This is a genomic window from Burkholderia sp. RF4-BP95 (assembly GCF_001521985.1).
In the GTDB taxonomy this organism is placed as follows: domain Bacteria; phylum Pseudomonadota; class Gammaproteobacteria; order Burkholderiales; family Burkholderiaceae; genus Burkholderia; species Burkholderia diffusa.
Genome location: NZ_LOSX01000018.1, coordinates 663,464 through 684,126, shown reverse-complemented (window position 1 = coordinate 684,126; position 20,663 = coordinate 663,464). Strand labels below are relative to the sequence as shown.

15 protein-coding genes are annotated in these 20,663 nt (G+C 64.7%); 8 read left to right on the top strand and 7 right to left on the bottom strand.

Annotated features, from left to right (window positions below):
• Window positions 1-65 precede the first annotated feature (65 nt).
• The 7 genes from WS46_RS07690 (at window position 66) to WS46_RS07660 (ending at window position 9,878) form a co-directional block, all read left to right on the top strand.
• Window positions 66-833: a Crp/Fnr family transcriptional regulator gene (locus WS46_RS07690; RefSeq protein WP_059690009.1), complete on the top strand. Its 768-nt coding sequence runs from the start codon at window positions 66-68 to the stop codon at window positions 831-833.
• 228 nt (window positions 834-1,061) lie between these two features.
• Complete coding sequence (locus WS46_RS07685; protein WP_059690008.1) at window positions 1,062-4,229, top strand: efflux RND transporter permease subunit; 3,168 nt, start codon at window positions 1,062-1,064, stop codon at window positions 4,227-4,229.
• A gap of 33 nt (window positions 4,230-4,262) precedes the next feature.
• Window positions 4,263-5,495 (top strand): efflux RND transporter periplasmic adaptor subunit, encoded by a 1,233-nt coding sequence (locus WS46_RS07680; protein WP_059690007.1) that lies wholly within the window; start codon window positions 4,263-4,265, stop codon window positions 5,493-5,495.
• Window positions 5,496-5,500: 5 nt separating this feature from the next.
• Window positions 5,501-7,006, top strand: coding sequence for an efflux transporter outer membrane subunit (locus WS46_RS07675; protein ID WP_059690006.1), 1,506 nt, complete (start codon window positions 5,501-5,503; stop codon window positions 7,004-7,006).
• 21 nt (window positions 7,007-7,027) lie between these two features.
• Entirely contained in the window at window positions 7,028-7,723 is a 696-nt protein-coding gene (locus WS46_RS07670; RefSeq protein ID WP_059450219.1) for a heavy metal response regulator transcription factor, read from the top strand.
• Window positions 7,720-9,177 (top strand): heavy metal sensor histidine kinase, encoded by a 1,458-nt coding sequence (locus WS46_RS07665; RefSeq protein WP_059690005.1) that lies wholly within the window; start codon window positions 7,720-7,722, stop codon window positions 9,175-9,177. Before WS46_RS07670 ends, WS46_RS07665 begins: the two co-directional genes overlap by 4 nt.
• Before the next feature lie 95 nt (window positions 9,178-9,272).
• Complete coding sequence (locus WS46_RS07660; RefSeq protein ID WP_059690219.1) at window positions 9,273-9,878, top strand: LysE family translocator; 606 nt, start codon at window positions 9,273-9,275, stop codon at window positions 9,876-9,878.
• A 99-nt stretch (window positions 9,879-9,977) separates the two neighbouring features.
• Here WS46_RS07660 and WS46_RS07655 read toward each other — a convergent pair whose 3' ends face one another.
• The 7 genes from WS46_RS07655 to WS46_RS07635 all read right to left on the bottom strand — a co-directional run bounded on the left by WS46_RS07655 (window position 9,978) and on the right by WS46_RS07635 (window position 19,164).
• Window positions 9,978-10,826, bottom strand: a complete 849-nt coding sequence (locus WS46_RS07655; RefSeq protein WP_059690004.1) for an AraC family transcriptional regulator — start codon at window positions 10,824-10,826, stop codon at window positions 9,978-9,980.
• Window positions 10,827-11,149: 323 nt separating this feature from the next.
• A complete protein-coding gene (gene tssL, locus WS46_RS07650; RefSeq protein ID WP_059690218.1) occupies window positions 11,150-12,388 on the bottom strand; it encodes a type VI secretion system protein TssL, long form in 1,239 nt (412 codons plus the stop codon).
• Between the two features lie 112 nt (window positions 12,389-12,500).
• The gene (locus WS46_RS35120; protein ID WP_156443089.1) at window positions 12,501-13,202 is read right to left on the bottom strand and encodes a hypothetical protein; all 702 of its coding nucleotides are present in this window, start codon (window positions 13,200-13,202) and stop codon (window positions 12,501-12,503) included.
• Window positions 13,203-13,269: 67 nt separating this feature from the next.
• Window positions 13,270-13,644 carry a DUF2345 domain-containing protein gene (locus WS46_RS07645; RefSeq protein ID WP_179949132.1) on the bottom strand — a complete coding sequence of 125 codons (375 nt, stop codon included), beginning with the start codon at window positions 13,642-13,644 and terminating at the stop codon, window positions 13,270-13,272.
• A 5-nt stretch (window positions 13,645-13,649) separates the two neighbouring features.
• Window positions 13,650-14,339, bottom strand: coding sequence for a hypothetical protein (locus tag WS46_RS35115; protein WP_156443088.1), 690 nt, complete (start codon window positions 14,337-14,339; stop codon window positions 13,650-13,652).
• A complete protein-coding gene (locus WS46_RS07640; RefSeq protein ID WP_059690002.1) occupies window positions 14,303-16,645 on the bottom strand; it encodes a peptidoglycan DD-metalloendopeptidase family protein in 2,343 nt (780 codons plus the stop codon). Before WS46_RS07640 ends, WS46_RS35115 begins: the two co-directional genes overlap by 37 nt.
• A 20-nt stretch (window positions 16,646-16,665) precedes the next feature.
• Entirely contained in the window at window positions 16,666-19,164 is a 2,499-nt protein-coding gene (locus WS46_RS07635) for a type VI secretion system Vgr family protein (RefSeq protein WP_082725269.1), read from the bottom strand.
• 677 nt (window positions 19,165-19,841) lie between these two features.
• Here WS46_RS07635 and WS46_RS07630 point away from each other — a divergent pair.
• Window positions 19,842-20,636 (top strand): SDR family NAD(P)-dependent oxidoreductase, encoded by a 795-nt coding sequence (locus WS46_RS07630; protein WP_059690000.1) that lies wholly within the window; start codon window positions 19,842-19,844, stop codon window positions 20,634-20,636.
• The last annotated feature ends 27 nt before the right edge of the window (window positions 20,637-20,663 follow it).

Here is a 20,663-nt window from a genome sequence, read left to right as displayed (position 1 = left end):
TCATCGAAACGACAGAGTGCCCGACGAACGCTGCGTGTTATCCCTATCCTCGCAAACCCGCACCCATGCACGACCACTCCGTTGCGCCGCCCGACGCGGCCGCTACGCCGGACCACTCGCCGGCCAACCCGCCGCCCGAACCGGGCCCGTTGCCCGCCCTGTCCGTGCTGTTCGGCCAGTGCGCGTGGTTCCGCGCGCTGGCGCCGGAACACCAGGCGCTCGTGCTCGCGCAGTCCCATGCGGAACGGCACGAAGCCGGCGACGTGATCGCGCAGCGGCTCGCGCCGTCCGAATACTGGATCGGCGTGCATCGCGGATTGCTGAAGCTGGCGATCTTCAACGCATCGGGGCGCGGCTGCACGTTTTCCGGCGTGCCGTCGGGCGGCTGGTTCGGCGAAGGCAGCGTGATCAAGCGCGAGCTGCGCAAATACGAAGTCGTCGCCGTCCAGCGCTCGATCGTGCTGTTCGTCCCGGTCGACACGTTCCATGCGCTGCTCGACACGAGCCTGCCGTTCACGCGCTTCGTGATCCATCAGTTGAACAACCGGATGGGCGAATTCATCGCGTCGATCCAGAACAGCCGGTTGCTCGATGTCGACGCGCGCGTCGCGCAGGCGCTCGCGCAGCTGTTCAACCCCGCGCTGTACCCGGACACCGGCCCGTCGCTCGCGATCTCGCAGGAGGAACTGGGGATGCTCGTCGGCGTGTCGCGGCAGCGGATCAACCAGGCGTTGCAGCAGCTCGAGAAACTCGGCGTGCTGCGGCTCGCGTACAACCAGATCGAGGTCGTCGATCTGGCCGCGCTCGCGCGGGTCGGGATGGAACAGATCTGAGCGGCGTCCGATGCGCGGAAGCGCCGCCGATGCGGCGTGCGCGTGCGGTCCGGCGGCGGTCTCCGCGCAGCTGCGTCCGCGCACGTTTCATCCGATGAATCGACCTTGCGCCGCCCCGCCCCAACCTGACAATTCCGCCAGTTTCGCGCCAGTGACCCGTTCCGCCCCGACGCCTATCATTCGGGTTCCCTTCACCGACGCCTGATCACCGCCTGTCCCGCTGCCTCCATGTGGATTGTCAATCTCGCGCTCAGGCGCCCCTACACGTTCATCGTGATGGCCATCATGATCGTGCTGGCCACCCCGCTTGCGCTGATGCGCACGCCTGTCGACGTCCTGCCGGCGGTCAACATTCCCGTCATCAGCGTGATCTGGAATTACACGGGCTTCTCCGCGAAGGAGATGACCAACCGGATCACGGCCGTCCATGAACGGATCCTGACGACGACCGTCAACAACATCCAGCACATCGAGTCGACCTCGCTGCCAGGCATCGCGGTCGTGAAGGTGTTCCTGCAGCCCGGCGCGAACGTGCAGACCGCGATCGCGCAGACGGTGTCGTCCGCGCAGGCGATCGTGCGGCAGATGCCGCAGGGCGCGACGCCGCCGCTCGTGATCACCTATTCCGCGTCGAGCATCCCGGTGATCCAGCTGGGGCTGTCCAGCAAGACGCTCAGCGAACAGTCGCTCGCCGACATCGCGCTCAACTTCCTGCGCCCGCAACTGATCACGATCCCGGGCGCGCAGATCCCGTTTCCGTACGGCGGCCGCACGCGCGTGGTCGCGATCGACCTCGACCCGCAGGCGCTGCTCGCGAAGGGCCTCACGCCCGCCGACATCGTCAACGCGGTCAACGCGCAGAACCTCGTTCTGCCGACCGGCACCGCGAAGATGGGCCAGACCGAATACCGGATCGACACGAACGCATCGGCCGACACGGTCGCCGACATCAACGGCCTGCCGGTGCAGACCGTCAACGGCGCGACGACCTACCTGCGCGAAGTCGCGTCGGTGCGCGACGGCTTCGCGCCGCAGACCAACGTCGTGCGCCAGAACGGCCAGCGCGGCGTGCTGATGTCGATCCTGAAGACCGGCGACGCGTCGACGCTGAAGGTCGTGTCGGACCTGAAGGCGCTGCTGCCGAAGGTGATCCCGACGCTGCCCGAAGGGCTCACGATCACGCCGCTGTTCGACCAGTCGGTGTTCGTGAACGCCGCCGTGCAGGGCGTGATCCACGAGGCGCTGATCGCCGCCGTGCTGACCGCGATGATGATCCTGCTGTTCCTCGGCAACTGGCGCAGCACGCTGATCATCGCGATCTCGATTCCGCTGTCGATCTTCACGTCGCTGATCGCGCTCGCCGCGCTCGGCGAGACCATCAACATCATGACGCTCGGCGGGCTCGCGCTCGCGGTGGGGATCCTGGTCGACGACGCGACCGTCACCATCGAGAACATCGAGCGGCACCTGCATCTCGGCACCAACCTGCACGACGCGATTCTCGAAGGCGCGGGCGAGATCGCGGTGCCCGCGTTCGTGTCGACGCTGTGCATCTGCATCGTGTTCGTGCCGATGTTCTTCCTGACGGGCGTCGCGCGCTTCCTGTTCGTGCCGCTCGCCGAAGCCGTGGTGTTCGCGATGCTCGCATCGTACGTGCTGTCGCGCACGCTCGTGCCGACGCTGGCGATGCTGCTGTTCCGCCCGCAGCAGGCCGGCACCGGCCCCGAGCACTCGACGTCGCGTTTCGCGCGGCTCCATCACGCGTTCAACGCCGCGTTCGAGCGGCTGCGTGCGTGGTACATCGTGCTGCTCAGCATCCTGCTGGTGCGCCGCCGCTTCTACGCGACGTGCTTCCTCGGCTTCTGCGTGCTGTCGACCGGCCTCGTGTTCGTGCTCGGCCGCGACTTCTTCCCGAACGCCGATTCCGGCAACATCCGGCTGCACATGCGCGCACCGACCGGCTACCGGATCGAGGAAACCGCGCGCCTCGCCGACCAGGTCGAGCGCGTGATCCGCGAAGTCGTGCCGCCCGACGAACTCGGCGCGATCGTCGACAACCTCGGGCTGCCGGTGAGCGGCATCAACCTGTCGTACAGCAACAGCGGCACGATCGGCACGCTCGACGGCGAACTGATGATCGCGCTGAAGCCGGGCCACCGCTCGACCCAGCACTACGTGCAGACGCTGCGCACGCTGCTGCCGCAGCGCTTCCCCGGCGTCGAGTTCTTCTTCCAGCCGTCGGACATCATCACGCAGATCCTCAACTTCGGTCAGCCGGCCGCGATGGATGTGCAGGTGCTCGGCAACGATCTCGCGAGTAACATGGCTATCGCGAGCAGCCTGATGAAAAAGATCAGGCAAATCCCCGGCACCGTCGATGTGCACGTCCTGCAGCGCAACGACGAACCGACCCTGGTGGCCGACATGGACCGTACGCGCATGCAGCAGCTCAGCCTCTCCGCGCAGAACGTCGCGCAGAACATGCTGATCTCGCTGTCCGGCAGTTCCCAGACGACCCCGTCGTTCTGGATCAACCCGCGCACCGGCGTCCAGTACCCGCTGCAGATCCAGACCCCGCAATACAACATCGCGTCGATCGACGACCTGCTCGGCACGCCGATTTCCGCGAGCGGGCGCACGGGCATGCCGCTGCAGCTGCTCGGCAACCTCGTGCAGATCCACCCCGTCTCGAACCCGGCCGTGATCACGCATTACAACATCCGCCCGGCGATCGACCTGTACGTGAGCGTCGAGGGCCGCGACCTCGGCTCGGTCGCGGGCGCGATCGACCGGATCGTGTCCGACGCGCGCGCGACGCTGCCGCGCGGCACCGACCTCACGGTGCGCGGCCAGGTCGAGACGATGCGCACGTCGTACATCGGTCTCGGCGCGGGCGTCGCGATGGCGATCGTGCTCGTCTACCTGCTGATCGTCGTGAACTTCCAGTCGTGGCTCGATCCGCTGATCATCATCAGCGCGATGCCGGCCGCGCTTGCCGGCATCGCGTGGATGCTGTTCATCACCGGCACGCACCTGAGCGTGCCCGCGCTGACGGGCGCGATCATGACGGTGGGCGTCGCGACCGCGAACAGCATCCTGGTCGTGTCGTTCGCGCGCCAGCGCCTCGCCGCCGGCGCGCCGCCGCTCACGGCCGCGCTCGAGGCCGGCGCGACGCGGATCCGCCCGGTGCTGATGACGGCGCTCGCGATGATCATCGGGATGGTGCCGATGGCGCTCGGTCTCGGCGAAGGCGCCGAGCAGAACGCGCCGCTCGGCCGCGCGGTGATCGGCGGCCTGCTGTTCGCCACCGTTTCGACGCTGCTGTTCGTGCCGCTCGTGTTCGGCGGCGTGCATTCGCGGCTGGCCCGCCGGCGCGCGCGCCAGGCCGGACACTGACTTTCGCCCCTAGCCTTTAGACCCGGTCAATTCATGGAAGAGAAACATCACAGCTCCGTCGGCATCCAGGTGGACGAACACGGCATGCACCTGCCGACGCGCACGTCGGTGTCGCGGCGCGGGCGGGTCGTGCTGATCGTGGTCGGCGTGCTGCTGGCCGCGGGCGCCGCGCGCACGATCGTCGTCAACGTGCTGAACCGCAACCGGCTCGACGCGGTGGCCGAGCAGAACACGCGCCAGTACGTGAACGTCGTGCATCCGGTCGATGCGGCCACCGGCGGCAAGCTGACGCTGCCCGGCACGCTGCGCGGCTTCGTCGAGGCGCCGATCTATGCGCGCGCGAGCGGCTACGTGCTGCGCTGGCAGGCCGACATCGGCGCGCACGTGAAGCAGGGGCAACTGCTCGCCGAGCTCGACACGCCCGAGCTCAACCAGGAACTCGCGCAGGCCACCGCGCAGCGTCAGCAGGCGCAGGCCGCGCTCGCGCTCGCGAAGACGTCGTTCGACCGCGCGCAGCAACTGCGCCAGCGCGATGCGGTGTCGCAGCAGGAGCTCGACGACCGGCAAGGCGCGTTCAACCAGGGCAGCGCGAACCTCGCCGCGGCCGACGCGAACATGCGCCGGCTCACCGAACTGAAGGGCTTCCAGCGCATCGTCGCGCCGATCGACGGGATCGTCACGCAGCGCAACGTCGACGTCGGCGACCTCGTCAATTCCGGCAACGCGGGCCGCTCGCTGTTCACGGTCGTGCAGGCCGACCAGTTGCGCCTCTACGTGCAGGTGCCGCAGGCGTACGCGCAGCAGGTGAAGGTCGGCCAGCACGTGAGCGTCGCGCAGGCCGAGCTGCCCGGCCAGACCTTCGACGGCACGATCACGCGCACGTCCCAGGCGATCGACGTCGCGACGCGCTCGCTGCAGATCGAGATCACGCTGCCGAACCCGGACGGACGGCTGCTCCCCGGCTCGTATGTGCAGGCGACGCTGCCGATGACACCGGTCGGCCGCCTGCAGATTCCGGCCAACACGCTGCTGTTCCGCGCCGAAGGGCCGACCGTCGCAGCCGTCGATGCGAACGGCCAGGTGCACCTGAAGGCAGTGACGATCGCGCGCACGATCGGGCAGACGCTCGAAGTCGACGGCCCGCTCACGCCGAACGACCGCCTCGTCGCGAACCCGAGCGATGCGCTCGCGAACGGCGACACCGTCATCGTGCAGGCGCCGCCGGCCGTGAAGCCGGCGTCCGCCGCCGCGGGAGCGAAGTCGTGAGCGCGATGCGCGCCCGCCTGCGCCCCGCCGCGGTCCTGGCCGCCATCGCGGTCGCGGCCCTTGCCGGCTGCACGGTCGGCCCCGACTACCGGCGCCCCGCCGTCGAGACGCCGGCCGCGTGGCGGCTCGACCCGGCCGACGCGTACTGGCACCCGGCCGCGCCCGCCCGTGCGCCGCTCGATCCGGCCTGGTGGACCGCCTTCGGCGACGCGCGGCTGGACGCGCTCGAAGCCGACGCGTTGCGCAACAACCAGAACCTGAAGGCCGTCGCCGCACGCTACGACCAGGCGAAGGCGACGCTCGCGTCGGTCGCGTCCGCGCAGTATCCGGCCGTCGGCCTGAACGCGAGCGGCCAGCGCTTCAAGATCTCCGCCGACCGGCCGCAGACCAACTACGCGACGCGCAGCATGTCGACCGTGCAGAACGACATCCAGGTCGCCGCAAGCGTCAGCTACGAACTCGACCTGTTCGGCCGCGTGCGGCGCAGCGTCGAATCCGCGCAGGCCAGCTCCGAGCAGGCGCGCGACGATTTCGCGAACGCGCGCCTCGTGCTGACCGCCGATCTCGCGTCGAGCTACTTCGCGCTGCGCGAGCTCGACAGCGAGATCGACGTCGTCAAGCGCTCGATCGACCTGCAGCAGAAGGCGCTCGACTACGTGAGCGCGCGCCACGACCTCGGCGCGGTGTCCGGCCTCGACCTGCTGCAGCAACGCGCGCAGCTCGACGCGACGCGCACGCAGGCGCAGCTGCTGATCCAGCAGCGCGCGCAGGTCGAGACCGCGATCGCGACGCTGGTCGGCACGCCGGCCCCGGAATTCTCGCTGCCGCCGCGGGTGGTGCCGATCAACGCGCCCGCGCTGCCGACCGGGATGCCGAGCGACCTGCTGCAGCGGCGCCCGGACGTCGCGTCGGCCGAGCGCGCGATGGCCGCCGCGAACGCGCAGATCGGCGTCGCGCGCGCCGCGTACTTCCCGCGCATCGCGCTGTCGCCGGACATCGGCTGGGACGCGACGCGCTTCTCCGGGCTGTTCACCGTGCCGGCGCTGCTGTGGTCGATCGGCGCGTCGGTCAGCCAGCCGCTGTTCGAAGGCGGCAAGCTGAAGGCCGGCGTCGATTTCGCGCAGGCCGGCTACGTGGCCGCGCAGGCCAGTTACCGGCAAACCGTGCTCACCGCGTTCCAGGAGGTGCAGAATGCGGTGACGGGCCTGGCGGTGCTGGCCGAAGCCGCGCAGCAGGCGTCGGCGGCCGTCGACGACGCGCGCAAGCTCGTGTCGCTCGCGCAGGACCGTTATGCCGGCGGCCTCACGCCGTTCATCGACGTGCTGACGGCCCAGCAGCAGTTGCTGACGAGCGAGCGCCAGGCCGTGCAGATCCAGGGTCAGCGTGCGGCGCTCGTCGTGTTTCTCGCGAAGGCGCTCGGCGGCGGCTGGGACGGCGGCGCGACAGGCGGCGCCACGCCGACCGACGTCGCGGCGGCAACCCTCCGGCCCGCCGCGAGCGTCGGCCCCTAACCCGGTTACAAGGACACACCCATGAAAGTCCTGATCGTCGAAGACGAACCGAAAGTCGTCGAATACCTGAAAAGCGGCCTGACCGAGGAAGGCTGGGTCGTCGATACCGCGCTGGACGGCGAGGACGGCGCGTGGAAGGCTGTCGAATTCGAATACGACGTGGTCGTGCTCGACGTGATGCTGCCGAAGCTCGATGGCTTCGGCGTGCTGCGCGCATTGCGCGCGCAGAAGCAGACGCCCGTGATCATGCTGACCGCGCGCGACCGCGTCGACGATCGCGTGCGCGGGCTGCGCGGCGGCGCCGACGACTATCTGACCAAGCCCTTCTCGTTCCTCGAACTGATCGAGCGGCTGCGCGCGCTCACGCGCCGCGCGCGCGTGCAGGAATCGACGCTGATCTCGATCGGCGACCTGCGCGTCGACCTGATCGGCCGGCGCGCGTCCCGCGACGGCACGCGCCTCGACCTGACCGCGCAGGAATTCCAGCTGCTCGGCGTGCTCGCGCGGCGCAGCGGTGAGGTGCTGTCGAAGACGACGATCGCCGAACTCGTGTGGGACGTGAACTTCGACAGCAACGCGAACGTCGTCGAGACGGCGATCAAGCGCCTGCGCGCCAAGCTCGACGGCCCGTTCGCGGAGAAGCTGCTGCACACGATCCGCGGCATGGGCTACGTGCTCGAAGCGCGCGAGGACGCCGACAGCGAGAGGCACGCATGAAACGCTCGATCACCCTGCGTCTGTCGGCGATGTTCGGCATCGTGTCGCTGCTCGTGTTCACGCTGGTCGGCTGCGGGCTGTTCGTGATGATGGAGCGCCAGCTGTTTGCCGAACTGCGCGCGACGATCGACACGCGCGCGAAGGTCGCGCAGATGATCGTGTCGCACGCGACCACCGCCGCGCGCGGCCGCCTGATGCAGGAAAAGCTCGCCGATCTCGAACCGCCCGACGGGTCGACGCGTTACCAGATCGACAGCCCCGACGCCAACTTCCGCTTCGGTCATCCGGTCGACGGCGTGCCCGTCGGCAAGCCGTTCGGTGCATTCCAGCAATACGCGCTCAACCGCAGCAGCTACGACGTGATGACGAAGACCGTCCCGATCGCGGGCAGCGGCGAGCGCCCCGACCTGAAGCTGATCGTCGCGTCGTCGTGCGAGCGCACGCAGCGGATGCTGCGGCGTTTCGTGTGGACGCTCGCCGCGCTGATCGCGATCGCCACCGTCGTCACGCTGCTGCTGAGCCGCGCGGTCGCGCGCTTCGGGCTCGCGCCGCTCGAACGGCTGTCGCAGGACGCGGCGGCGATCAACGCCACCGACCGCCGCCAGCGGCTGCACACCGACGCGTTGCCGACCGAGCTGCGCGATCTGGCCGCGTCGTTCAACGGCGCGCTCGAGCGCATCCAGCAGACCTACGCGCGGCTCGAGGCCTTCAACGCGGACGTCGCGCACGAGCTGCGCACGCCGATCAGCATTTTGATCGGCCAGACCCAGGTCGCGCTGACGAGCCGCGACCGCTCGGTCGACCGGATGCGCCAGACGCTGCAGTCGAACCTCGAGGAGTTCGAGCGTCTGCGCGTGATCATCAACGACATGCTGTTCCTGTCGCGCAGCGATCGCGGCGAGCGCGCGACCGACCTGAAGCACGTGTCGCTCGCCGACGAAGTGCGGCGCATGCTCGACTTCCTCGAGATTCCGCTGGACGAGGCGCAGTTGCGCGCCGAACTGCACGGCGATGCGCGCGCGGCCGTCGACCCGTCGCTGTTCCGCCGCGCGATGACCAACCTGCTGATCAACGCGATCCAGCATTCGGCGCCCGGGGCGACGCTGAACGTGACGATCACGCCGCGCGACTCGCTCGTCGACGTGTCGGTCGCCAACCCCGGCGAGCCGATCGACCCCGTGCAGCGCTCGCACGTGTTCGAGCGCTTCTACCGGCTCGAGGAAGCGCGCGCGAACAGCAAGGAGAACCACGGGCTCGGGCTGTCGATCGTCAAGGCCGTCGCGGAGATGCACGGCGGCAGCGTGTTCGTCGCGTGCTCGGGCGGCGTCAATACGTTCGGCTTCTCGGTGTCGACGCAGGCGTGCAGCATCGGCCCGATACGCTCAGCCGACGCGGGCGACGCGGGCGACCCGCACGCGCTGCGACCGACCCACGCGCCGCGCGCGATGCACTGACGGCACCGCGCCGCCCCAGGGCAGTTTTCTTCAATACGGACACGCGCGGCTTCTTTAGTCTCGATGCGACTTTCACATTCGCATGGAGACACATGATGAGCATGCTGGTTTCGATGGCCGCGTTCGCGCTGGCGTCGTCGATCACGCCCGGTCCCGTCAATATCGTCGCGCTCGGCGCGGGCGCGCGCCACGGTCTCGGCGCGAGCCTGCGCTATGCGGCCGGCGCGACGCTCGGTTTCGTCGCGCTGTTTCTGCTGATCGGCCTCGGGCTGCACGCGGCGCTCGCGCGCTGGCCGATGCTGACCACGGCCACCCAATGGTCGGGGATCGCGTTCCTGCTTTACCTCGCGCTGCGGCTGGCGCTCGACGACGGCCGGCTGTCGACCGATCCGGCCGATCCGGACGCGCCAAACGTCGCCGGCCCGTCGGCGGCGGCCGGCGCGGCGATGCAATGGCTGAATCCGAAGGCGTGGCTTGCATGCGTGGCCGCGATGGGCGCGTATGCGGCCGATGGCGATCGCGCGCAGGTGTGGCAATTCGCGGCGCTGTATCTGGTGATCTGCTTCGCGTCGATCTCGTGCTGGGGGTATGCGGGTGCGTCGCTGCGGCACTGGCTCGCGAACGCGCGGCGGATGCGGCTGTTCAACCGCGCGATGGCGCTGCTGCTCGCGGGCAGCGCGCTTTATCTGCTCGACGTCTAGCGTCGTCGCTTCGAACGGGTGTTGCTGCGGGTGGCGGGCAGCGGGCGGCGAGCCGTCGCCGGCCGCTGCGGCGCCGGCATGGGGCGGCCCTTCCCCCGCTCAGTTCGCGGCGCTTCGATATTGGCCCGGCGTGGCGGCCGCGATGCGCCGGAACGCGCGCTGGAAATGCGCCTGGTCCGCAAAGCCCGCATCGAGCGCGACCTCGGCGATCGGCCGGCCGCGGCGCAGTTCCGCGCGGCCGTACTGCACGCGACGGTCGACCAGGAACGCATGTGGCGTCATCCCGTAGCGGGCGTTGAACGCGCGGATCAGGTAGGACGGCGACAGGTCGGCGGCCGCGCAGATCGCATCGAGCGTGACGGCCTGACGGCAATGCGCGGCGATGTAGTCGGCCGCGCGCGCGAGCTTCGCGTTGTCGGTCCCGCGCCGCGTGTCGACGGGCAGCCCGCGATCGAGCGCGCCGTGCAGCCGCGTGAAGAATTCGACCGCCGCGCTTTCCTTGCCGAGCGGATCGACGCCGGGTGCCACGAGCGTGCGGTAAAAGCCGCCGAACTGCGCGAACAGGTCGCGCCGCTCCGTCAACTTCGGCGAAAAGCCGCGAAAATCGCTGTTCGGGTCGCGTCCGAGCGCATGCTGCAGCCGCGCGAGCCAAGGCACGTCGACATAGACCATCCGGTACGCCCATGCGTCGGGGCCATACGGATTGCACGCATGCACCTGCTCCGGATCGATGATCACGAGCACGCCGCGCCCGACGTGTTCCTTCGTCGCGCCGTTCAGGTAAGTGCTCGTGCCGCCGACGATCGCGCCGAGCGAAAACGTGTCGTGCGTGTGCTTCGCGTAGCAGATCGTCCGGCCGTCGTCGACGGTGCGCGCCTCGATGAACGGCAGCGCGGCGTCGCGCCAGAACGGCGACGGCACGGCGAGGGGGGTAGCGGAACGGCTCACGCGACGGGCTCCCGGATCGGATGGCGAACGCACACCGTACAAGACTGCGCGGCGCGATGCAACCGCGAACCGACGCTTCGCGGCCGGATCGCCTAAGCTTTGATTTCGGCCGCCACGGCAGACGCGGCGGGTTCCGTTTCCCTCTTCCAACCGGTAACTCTGCACTTCGATCTGCGCGGCCAACGGCATCGCAGCATGTCGTCGAATCCAGAAGCGGTGGTCACGGTCAACTCGCAAACCGCCCCTGGATTCGCCTGCAGCCGCCACCGTCCGAATCTCTGCATGAACAACACGTGGCCCCCTCAACGGACAGGCATCGCGATTTAGCTCTGCCGCGTGACGACAATCTCGACGCGTCGGTTTTGCGAACGCCCATCCGTCGTTTTGTTGTCGCCGACCGGATCGGCATCGCCCTTGCCGACGGCTTCGAGACGATTGGCCGGGATGCCAGCAGCTTGCAGCATCTGCATCACATGCGTCGCACGCTCGTGAGACAGTGCCTGATTCGACGCGAACTGGCGGCTGCGGATCGGTATGTTGTCCGTGTAGCCGGTGACCGTCACCTGGCCCGGCACCTTGGCGATCTCGCCCGCAATCTTCGCAATCAGTGGGGCGACCGTCGCCTTCACTGACGCATCGCCCGGCGGGAACATCGCATCGCCCCGGAACGTCACCGAGCTGTGGTGCGGATCCTCATCGACGCTCACGGTACCCGCTGCGATCTCGCTTTTCAGCAGCTGTTTCAGGTGCAGGGCCTGCGATGCGGATGGCGGCCCCATGTGGCCAATGTCGGCGATCTGCTTCTGGACTTCGGCCGCGCGGGTCGCAAGCCGGTACTTGTCATAGCCATACATGCCCAGCAGGATCACCGACAGCACCGCGACCGTGATCCATACGGGGAAGTTGTAGAACGACACGCGCCTGCCATTCGTATCCGGTCGCCAGTTCGGCGACAGTGCCACCGGCACAGGTTCCCGTCGCGACATGAACTCATCGTAGAGCCGCTGCCTCACGGCCTCGTGCTTGCGGTGACCGTCCGTTTCGAGTCGGTAGCGGCCCTCGAAGCCGAGACTCAGTACGCGGTGGATCACTTCGAGCAGATCACGGTGTTCGTCCGGATCGTTCATCAGCCGGCCGATCAGCAGATAAATCTTGTCGCCGCCCTGACGGTCTTCGTGAAAGACTGTTGCGAGGCCGTTCGTGATCCACGCCACCCCGTTTTCGCAGTTCTGCCCCCAGGCCGTCTGCATCGCTACCTCATCGAGCGCCGTGCACAGGCAGTAACGCGCGCCGATCATGTGATCGCGCCTAATACTCGCCTGCTCGCACAGCTTCTGGAATATGCGCATCTCCTGTTCGAGCAGCGAGCGCAGCGCGGGGATGGCGTCTGTATCAAGATATTTCGGCATATCCGCCTGGACGCGCAGCAGCGGCCGGGCCGCTTCCAGCAATGGATTCCGGTGGGCGCGAACCGCTGCCAGGCGTTCGATAAAAGGTTCCGGCGGTGGAATCTCCTTGGGCGCGTCAGGCGGTGTTGAGGCTTCGCTGGGTTGAGTGTTCATGGTTTCAGATGCGTACAGCGCCGGGTGCGGCCAGGCACGCAGCACGGGCTCTCTTGATGGATTGTTGAAACGCAGCGGGAAAAACGCGACACAGGCGGCGTTGACCCGAAGGTCATTGAGGCGGAATGACTGCCGGTGATGGAGTCGCAGCCGATGCAGCGCGAGCGCCATCGTCTGGCGCGTCGATGAACTCTATCGATTTGACTACGGTTAGAGCGAAAGGCAAGAGGTCGCTTTTCTGGTAAAAGGGACGAGCGATTTGTGGTGTGCCGCCGCATAGCATGACCGGGGGATGGCGCAAACAAAACGCAAACCGGCGGTCACGCGTCTTTGGATCACCGTTCGTCTGCTCTTGAGTTACGGCGATGCCCGTGCTATTTGCTGCCTCCAGAGGAAATATCCGAGTGACCGGCTTCAGCAAGGCTACGTCTTCAGCGGACAACGCAGAAAAATCCTCTTTCCATTGCTTTCCGTTTTCGTCAAATGATGCGGAAACGATATTTCGGATTGCCTCAGCGTCATTAGAATTCGCACACTCAAACTGTAGATAAAGTTCCCCGAGCCCCGTTCGTCGATACGGAAAGTGGTCGAGCACATATCTCGTTTCGGTAACACGGGCGTTATAAGGATCGACAAGTCTGATCGGGCATTGAACTCCATCCGTGGTAACGACAATCTGCTTGACTTCCTTGGTCGGCTGTTCAGCATGTCCGGAGGTAGCCCAGCACAACGTCAGGCAAAATCCAATCGCCGCTGTAATCACGGTCCTGATCATTTGAAGGAGCTTTAGTGCAACCTGTTTTCGCTTCGTCATACGCGCCTCAATATCTGATTTTCCGGCGTCTCGCCCGGCTGCCCTTGCGCCGGGAACTTTGTTTCGCCTAACACCGACAACGCGACTGTGGCGCGTCCGTCGCATGGTCATCCGCATGGACGAGAAACTGGCCGTCCGTGAAGCCGAGAATGCCCTTCGGGCTGATTTCGAGTTCAGTACCACCGCCATTCAGCCGGATGCCCTGCTTGGCAGTCAGGTTGATCCAGTCACTTGTGCTCATCAGTTCAAGTACCTTCTTCGCGACGATCTCGACGTTGTCGCCCTGTGCCTCGACACGCACATTGCCCGACGCCGCAACCAGCTTGATACCGAGCTTGTGGACAAACAGCGAAAACGCCTCCGCATACAAGTTGTACTCGTAGTCGATCAAATAGATTGAGAGGCTGCGCCAGAGCAGAGCCGGCGTAGCCTCCAATGGCACGGTGGTTACTGATGCGGGCGGACTGTCGGTGATGGAACTGTAGCCGATGCACCGCGCGCGCCATCGCCTGACGTATCAATGAATTCGATACTGCGCAGCAGTTGCATGACCTCAGGCTCGACGCTTTTGTGTTTGCCGTAGAGAGCATCGACAGACGTCCCTCCAAATAGGGTTGCTCCGCTGAGTGACGTTAAGCAGAAGCCCAGATTTCTGCCGCGGTTTTGCTCGTCGCCCGTTGTATCGCTTTCGATACGCACCGCGCCTGATCCATTGACGCTGCGAAGTTCGCGCACTTCTACGTGAGCGGCTTTGGGAGGCGGCCCCTGATCCAAGGTATCCCACGCGACCCAGCCGTGGGCGGTATGCTCCACACCACCGAATTCGTGGCAAACCTGCACCGGAGGGCGCGTGTCACATCCAAACTGAATATGGAAGGCGTTCGGAAGAGTCTTTCTTCTTAGCTCCACGTTATAGTCAGCATAGGGGGGCGATCCGTTAGGATTGGCTCTCAACTCTCCACCAAAGGTATCGGTAAGCTTGAATTCGCAGGCACCGACATTCGCCACGTGCACGATCGGTGAAATCACCTTTGGGTCATAAGCGGATGACGTCACGGCCAGAAATAGAAGGGCCATACATCCAAACAATATTGAAAGCTTTACCACGAAGTTCTCCGCTGGAAGTTTTCCGGCCATTCTTTCGCAACTCCATGTGCATCGGGAAATGATGGCGTATCGGTTAGTACTACGAGCGCGTTTGCATAAGCGCTGTAACGATCGGTAAGTCCGTTAACAGAGTAGTGGCCATAGACCGCGCCCGGAATGTTAACCATCGCGGCCGTCCTGCGTGCAGTTTCGTTGCTGTAGTACACCTGCTGACCATGCACCACCGACACGCTATGGCGCACGTTAGGGTGTAGTTCGTCCGCGTACTGCAACGCAGTTTCAGTCGCATGAGGCGAGGACGAGCTGAATTGGAACTTGGTCCAGTAAAAGCCTGCGCTTTGTGCGGCATCGTCCGGGTTATTAGCAACATCCTGACGCCATTGCAGAGTCTGACTGGTCGGTGGAATCGGAATTGGCGCGCGCCCACGCCACCGGAAGTAGTTGTAGTAGTTGTTATTGCCGTGATTCAGGTTGCCGTGAGGCGCGGTCAGTTGCAGGAAGCCCCGCCCGTACCAGCCGTTATGCAATGCGGCATTTCTTCCGCTCCCCTCTTCGAGGGACCTGAACCAGTCACTTTCAACCGTCGCCTGTGCAAAAAATGCTGCTATGCGAGATGGCGTGGTAATACCGTACTTCCGCAGCGACTTGTTTAGTTCGACACGATAGCGTTGAATAATTGCATCAGTACGGCCGTTATGTGGAACGGGTTCCCAATGGTGTTGACCATGCCCATCCTTGCGGACGATATGCATCGGCAGCAACTGCTGCATCTCGGCCTTGCTCAGCCATGTGCATTTTCTCAGGTGTTCGATGATTGCCTTCGGCGGCAGGTGCCAACATTCGGCAGCAGACGGCAGATCCGGAGTCTGGATGTCCTCCCAGAACGCGAGCGCCTCGATGTGCGCCGTCAGTGTGTCGAAGTCTTCCGCAGCAAGCGCAGTCGGCAACGCGTCGTGTGGCAATTTGAGCCATCCCCAGCGCGTATCGATATCCTGCTTCGCCCATTCAACAGGGAATTTGCAGATCGCCTGTGCCATGCGTTTCCGCACGTCCCTGTGATGCAGCGCTTCTTTCGCTTCCGCATGCGTAACCTGACCATCGCCGTCGAGGTCGAGCCACCGTTTGATCGTTGACGACTCGCACAGGCTATCGGGTGTCGCATCGTCGTCGATCAGGCTCCAGCCCGCCCAGTGTGGAAAATCCGCATCGCTGTAGACGCTGATTCCCGCATACGGCGTGGCACCGTGGTGACCGTCGTTCTTTGAAGCGTTCAGGTTGATCCAGCCGGTACCATCAGGCGTGGCAATCTTGCGCCAGTGGCCGAATTTCACGTTTGCGGGCATCGGCTCGCCGATCGCACGGCCAAGGCGCAGCATTTCGTAAATCAGGCTGGGCGCAGGTGCTGCAGGCGCGGGTGCGGCGGGATTGGTGCTGCCATCGCGGTACTGCCTGTTCAGACGCATGGCTTCGGCGTACAGGCTGTACTCGTAGCCGTGTGTTTTCACCGGTTCGCCGACTCGAACGCAACGACCGTCGCTGGCCAGCGTAAACGTCGTGAGCGTGCAATCGCCTCTTTCGTAATGCATCTGGATGAGCAGATCGACCGCCGTCGTACCGGCAGCCGGCTGTGTCTGCACCGAAGGGTGTGGCCCTTGAGGAGGCTCAGTGTCATCGCGCCGGTAAGGATGCGGCCGATTCGCAAAGAACTTGAGGCCCTTGGGCACCTTGAACCAGATATCGCCGTAGATCGCATCCGTGCGGCCCTGCGTTGCAGTGAGCGGCCCCGTCGTCCGTCCCACCAACTTCTTAAGGTTGGCCGTGTCGCAAACGATCTCGAAATGTATCTGGCCGCGCTGCCCATAGATCTGCCCAGGCATACCAAGCAGGTCCTTTCGGTAGACAGGCTTGCCAAGCTTGACCGTGACGCTTTGCAGATGCATGTAGATCGAGTAGAAGGTGACTTTTGCGCTATCGCCTTCGCCAATCTCTGTCGTATGTTTGATCACGACGCAACCATCGTCAGTGCGGACATTACGGTATTGCAGGGAAGGCTTCTCGCTTGCGTCGGTCTGGCGGACATAGACGACTTCGCCGTCGGCAATTGCGCGCACCGGCTCGGACTGGCCGTTCGCGGCCTTCGGCGCGACGAGATGAGGGCCGCCATGCCAACCGAGGCTATAGCTCACCGGATAGGCGCCGTTACCGGGAGCGCATTCCTGCATACCGGACTGACAGATGTCATGATCCGGCACGACAGTATTACCGGCGGTGGCCGAGTCCATTTCATGCCCGGTCCCGGACGGTTGGGATGACAGGAACGGTGGGCTGATGATCATTGATTAAGATTCCTTGATGGTCACAGCGAAAACGGGAATGCCTGATTCACTTTCCCGGACGGGAACGACGGAAAATCAGCAGGTTTCGACTGTGGTGCCTCTGTCGCATGGTCATCCGCATGAACGAGAAACTGGCCGTCCGTGAAGCCGAGAATGCCCTTCGGGCTGATTTCGAGTTCAGTACCACCGCCATTCAGGCGGATGCCCTGCTTGGCAGTCAGGTTGATCCAGTCTGTCGTGCTCATCAGTTCAAGTACCTTCTTCGCGACGATCTCGACGTTGTCGCCCTGTGCCTCGATACGCACATCGCCCGACGCCGCAACCAGCTTGATACCGAGCTTGTGGACAAACAGCGAAAACGCCTCCGCGACACTTGCGTAAAACGACTTGCGCGCGGCAATGCCGACGTGGCCGCCCGTCGTAAGCGCGAGATTTTCGTCACTCGCAATGTGTGTGCTGCCCGCAGTGGTGGTTTCGATACCGGCCGGACTGGCGAACACCAGATGCGGCGTGCTCATCTCGGGATGCGGCTCGTCGCTGGTCGGCGTGCCGCCCCGAATGGCATCGTTCTGCGCCTTGATCGCCGTCGTGACCTCGCTCTGGCCGGCGTCCACCTGCTGCGCTTCATGCCGCTGCGCGAGCCTGGTCAAGCTCAAGTGAATGTCGCGCGCCTGCGTCAGGCGCTGGACCGTCTCGCCCATATCCTTCGCGTGCGACCTCGCACCGTTGCGCGCTTCGGTCGTGATCAGCAACCCCATCGCCGCGCGCACGACTCCCCACAAGTCGGTGCGAAGATCAAAGCCCTTGCCACGTGCGTCTTGCCGTCCCTTGTTGCCCAGGATGCGCCGCACGAAACCGAGACTCAGTTGCGAGGTGCCATAGTCGCTTGATAGCTGCGTCTGGATTTCGCCGTTCGTGTCGTCCTGCACGAAGTGATTCGACTGACCGCATTTCAGTCCACGACTGCGGAAGCCCGAGAGCGCCTGATTGTCCGGCAGCGCCCAGGCTGGCTGGTTGAACGCGTTCACCACGCGCCCTGTCACCACCGGCAGGTCAGGGTCGCCGTTGATGTGTTCCACCAGTACTTCCTGGCCGATGCGCGGCAGGTGCGTCGCACCGAACTGGTTGCCCTGCCACGGTGACGATACGCGCACCCAGCAGCTTGACGTGTGATCGTGCGCTCCCAACCGGTCCCAAAGGAACTGGACTTTCACGCGGCCATATGCGTCGGTCCAGATTTCCTGATCCGCAGGGCCTGCTACGACCGCGTATTCCGGGCCGGACGTGCGCGGCTTCGTGAGGGTCTGCGCCGAGCGGAATATTTCGCTCGTGGGCTGGATTTCGAATTCCGTCGTGCAACGGTAGTGCTGGCCGATACCGCTCGCCTGGGCCACTTCCTCAATCGTAAGCGTGCTCGAGACGACCAGATATTCACGATTGGCCGCCTGCTGCGGGCAGCGTTCGAGCGTGAAAGTCTGCCCGGTCACGAGGCCGCGCAGATTGCCCACTCCCTTCGCGCGCAGGCCGGGGCAACGAAGCGCATCCATGCGCACCCGCACCAAATAGTCCGCCTCGCGCGTCGCATCGTTATGCACCCCGGACAGGCCGCTCACGCCGGCCTGAGGCTGCGCGTAGTCGCCCCATCCGTAGTGCTCCTGACCGGCATGCGCGGTGTCGCGCGGGTTTTCATCGCGGCTCGTGAGGTCTGCGCGCGGACCGGTATAGTCGTAATCGACACGCGTGACGCGTCCGGTCGTGAGATGGTTTTCTACCGACAGCTCATGGATGTGCTCTTGATCGATATGCTTGCCACCCGGCCCCTCGTAGCGGATCATACGGTACGCCTCGCCATGCGGTCGGTGCGCGCCAATCGAATCACAGAGGATCAGCCGGTGATGTCCGTTACCATGATCAAACCAGAAATAGATGCCCCATTCCTGCCACAGGCGGCAGACGAATCCGAAATCGCTCTCCCAGTTTTGCCGTTGAATGTCGCGCTTCGGGTAATTCCCGGCCAACCATTTTTCGACCGGAAACATATAGGCGGACAGTACGGCGTCCGTGATCTCCATGACATCCATGTCCTGGAACAGGCGACAGTCCTGGTTCTTCGTGGCAAGCCACAGCCACGGGCGCAGCGTTAGTTCGTACACCATCGCGCGACCTTCCTCGCGCACGAAGCGTGCGGAGGTGACCATGCCGGTGATCTCGCGTGTGCCCGCGCCGATATTGCCCATGCCGGTGTTGCCCGGCATGCCGGGAACAAAGTTGCCGCCTCCCTCGATCTCGACTAACACTGTGACCTCGGTGCCAATCAGTTTGTCCAGATCGACATTGGCAGTGATGCTCGGTGAGAACGCCAGCGTATCCGCGGTCTTCAGTTCGAGCGTGTAGCAGAACAGCTCGCCAAGCGTTTCGGTACCCGACAGACGTGCCGGCACCAGAACTGGCGTACCGTTGAATACCGGCAGTGCCGCGCCAACAACAGCCAGCGTGCGAGACTGAAGAAAGTCAGGCATGGGGTAGATCCTTGCAGAAAATCAGCCGCGATGGGCGCGCTTGCCGGTGGCGACGATAGGGAAGGTGCCGCCACACTTCGGGCACGCAACCGGATGGCCGTCAAGCGCGACGGTGATACACGGTGTTTCAGATCGAGGGTCGCCTCGAACATCTTGCCGCCGTGATCGGTCGCATTTGCCAAGCTGCGCCATGTCGCGACCCTGTTCGTTTCATGCAGACTTCCCTTTGGCGTTTACTTTCTGGCTGTTAAAGGCCAGACATGCAGGCTAGCCAACTACATGAAATCGTCGAATAAAACGTGCCCCAAATATTTCTCCATTTTTTCTCAAGGCACAATCGGACAATTCTGAAAAATTGGCCTCGAATCAATGCGCCCGGGCCGCTTTACATTGATTGACCTGCGCCAGATTCTCGCTAATATGATTTCTATCGGGATGGTCAAAATTTGATCCCAAACAAAAAGCCCGCGTGTAGCGGATTTTTTATTTCAAAATCTCTTGGGCGTCGGAGCCGCTCGGCTTTCGTATTCGGTTACACGCCTTCCAGGAAGATTGTCTAGAAGCACGTTCGTCGCAACGGACCTCAATCCACTACGCGAGATGCTTGCCTAAGCTTTGATTTCGGCCGCCGCGGCAGACGCGGTGGGTTCCGTTTCCCTCTTCCAACCGGTACATTCATGCATATCGATCTGACAGGCAAAACCGCGGTCGTCACCGCTTCCACCGCCGGCATCGGGCTGGCGATCGCCGAAGGGCTCGCGCAGGCGGGCGCACGTGTCGTCGTCAACGGACGCAGCGACAAGTCGGTCGATGCCGCGCTCGCGCAGCTGCGCAGCGCGGTCCCCGGCGCGGACGTCGACGGCGTCGCCGCCGACCTGTCCGATGCCGCCGGCGTCGCGCGCGTCACGCAGCACACGCCGGAGGCCGACATCCTCGTGAACAACGCGGGCATCTACGGGCTGAAGGCGTTCTTCGACATCGACGACGACGAATGGGCCCATTACTTCCAGATGAACGTGATGTCCGGCGTGCGTCTCGCGCGGCACTACCTGAAGGGGATGCTCGCGCGCAACACGGGCCGCGTCGTATTCATTTCGTCGGAATCGGGCCTGAACATCCCGGTCGACATGATTCACTACGGGTTCACGAAAACCGCGCAGCTCGCGATCGCGCGCGGCCTCGCGAAACTCGCGGCCGGAACCAACGTGACCGTCAATTCGGTGCTGCCGGGGCCGACGATGTCGGAGGGCGTGCGCGCGCTCCTGAAGGAAACGGCCGACGCGACGGGCCGCAGCATCGACGACGTCGCGGTGGATTTCGTGCGCAGCGAGCGCGCGAGCTCGATCATCCAGCGGCCGGCAACGACGGAGGAAGTCGCGAATCTGGTCGTGTACGTCTGCTCGCCGCAGGCCTCGGCGACGACGGGCGCGGCGTTGCGCGTCGACGGCGGCGTGGTCGACACGATCGCGTGACGACTGCGTGACACGCTCGCGCGGCGC

Coding starts and splice junctions, on each gene's coding strand:
- tssL (WP_059690218.1), bottom strand. CDS start 12,388: ATGAACACTCAACCCAGCGAAGCCTCAACACCGCCTGACGCGCCCAAG.
- WS46_RS07690 (WP_059690009.1), top strand. CDS start 66: ATGCACGACCACTCCGTTGCGCCGCCCGACGCGGCCGCTACGCCGGAC.
- WS46_RS07670 (WP_059450219.1), top strand. CDS start 7,028: ATGAAAGTCCTGATCGTCGAAGACGAACCGAAAGTCGTCGAATACCTG.
- WS46_RS07685 (WP_059690008.1), top strand. CDS start 1,062: ATGTGGATTGTCAATCTCGCGCTCAGGCGCCCCTACACGTTCATCGTG.
- WS46_RS07635 (WP_082725269.1), bottom strand. CDS start 19,164: ATGCCTGACTTTCTTCAGTCTCGCACGCTGGCTGTTGTTGGCGCGGCA.
- WS46_RS07630 (WP_059690000.1), top strand. CDS start 19,842: ATGCATATCGATCTGACAGGCAAAACCGCGGTCGTCACCGCTTCCACC.
- WS46_RS35120 (WP_156443089.1), bottom strand. CDS start 13,202: ATGACGAAGCGAAAACAGGTTGCACTAAAGCTCCTTCAAATGATCAGG.
- WS46_RS07675 (WP_059690006.1), top strand. CDS start 5,501: ATGCGCGCCCGCCTGCGCCCCGCCGCGGTCCTGGCCGCCATCGCGGTC.
- WS46_RS07640 (WP_059690002.1), bottom strand. CDS start 16,645: ATGATCATCAGCCCACCGTTCCTGTCATCCCAACCGTCCGGGACCGGG.
- WS46_RS07665 (WP_059690005.1), top strand. CDS start 7,720: ATGAAACGCTCGATCACCCTGCGTCTGTCGGCGATGTTCGGCATCGTG.
- WS46_RS07680 (WP_059690007.1), top strand. CDS start 4,263: ATGGAAGAGAAACATCACAGCTCCGTCGGCATCCAGGTGGACGAACAC.
- WS46_RS07660 (WP_059690219.1), top strand. CDS start 9,273: ATGAGCATGCTGGTTTCGATGGCCGCGTTCGCGCTGGCGTCGTCGATC.
- WS46_RS35115 (WP_156443088.1), bottom strand. CDS start 14,339: ATGGCCGGAAAACTTCCAGCGGAGAACTTCGTGGTAAAGCTTTCAATA.